The following is an 833-nucleotide window of genomic DNA, read 5'->3' as shown; positions in this document are numbered from 1 at the left end:
TGTTTGATCCCAGGGTTTGATGGTGCAGTCTTCTCCCCGGCATGGAGGGATGCGCTATGGGCCAGGTTCTTCATGGCTGCGCCCGCACGACAGAGGCAGTCCGTCGGGCGATCCAACATAGTCAAGAGAGCCTAAGAGCCCTGGCCCGGCGCCATGGGATCAACCCGAAGACGGTGGCTAAGTGGCGCGCTCGGTCCGGTGTGGCTGACCAGCGCACTGGCCCAGCCGTACCCCGCTCTACCATCCTCTCGGCCGAGGAGGAGGCAGTGGTTGTCGCCTTCCGGCGGCATACCCTCCTGCCCCTGGATGACTGCCTTTACGCCCTCCAGCCCACGATCCCGCATCTCACGCGCTCAGGACTGCACCGCTGCCTCAAGCGCCACGGCATCTCCCGCCTGCCCGAAACCGATGGCGACAAGCCAGCCCGTAAACGCTTCAAGGCTTACCCGATCGGCTTTTTCCACATCGACACCGCCGAGGTCAGGACCGAGCAAGGCAAGCTCCATCTCTTCGTGGCCATCGACCGCACCTCGAAGTTCGCCTTCGTTCAGCTGCACGAACGGGCCACTACGCGGGTCGCGGGCGACTTCCTCCGGGCTCTCCTGCAAGCCGTGCCCTACCGAGTGCACACCGTGCTCACCGACAACGGGATCCACTTCACCACCCCCGGCAACATCGCATCAGCCGCACCGCTCATCCGCGAGGCCATGGAGCGGGGCGAGCTGTTCCGGGCTCACTCCTTTGAACTCGCCTGCGCGCAGAACCGCATCGAGCACCGCCTGACCAAACCGCATCACCCGTGGACAAATGGGCAGGTCGAAAGAATGAACAGG

The 833-nt window shown here is 64.2% G+C and carries 1 protein-coding gene; it reads left to right on the top strand.

Features of this window, described 5'->3' with window-relative positions:
* Window positions 1-56 precede the first annotated feature (56 nt).
* Window positions 57-833, top strand: a 777-nt coding sequence (locus NJ376_RS02480; RefSeq protein WP_252951654.1) for an IS481 family transposase, incomplete at its 3' end; no start/stop codon positions are given.

This window comes from Siccirubricoccus soli, assembly GCF_024178315.1.
GTDB classification, from domain to species: domain Bacteria; phylum Pseudomonadota; class Alphaproteobacteria; order Acetobacterales; family Acetobacteraceae; genus Siccirubricoccus; species Siccirubricoccus soli.
The sequence above is the reverse complement of the archived record's forward strand: the minus strand, read 5'-3'. Positions and strand labels throughout refer to the sequence as shown.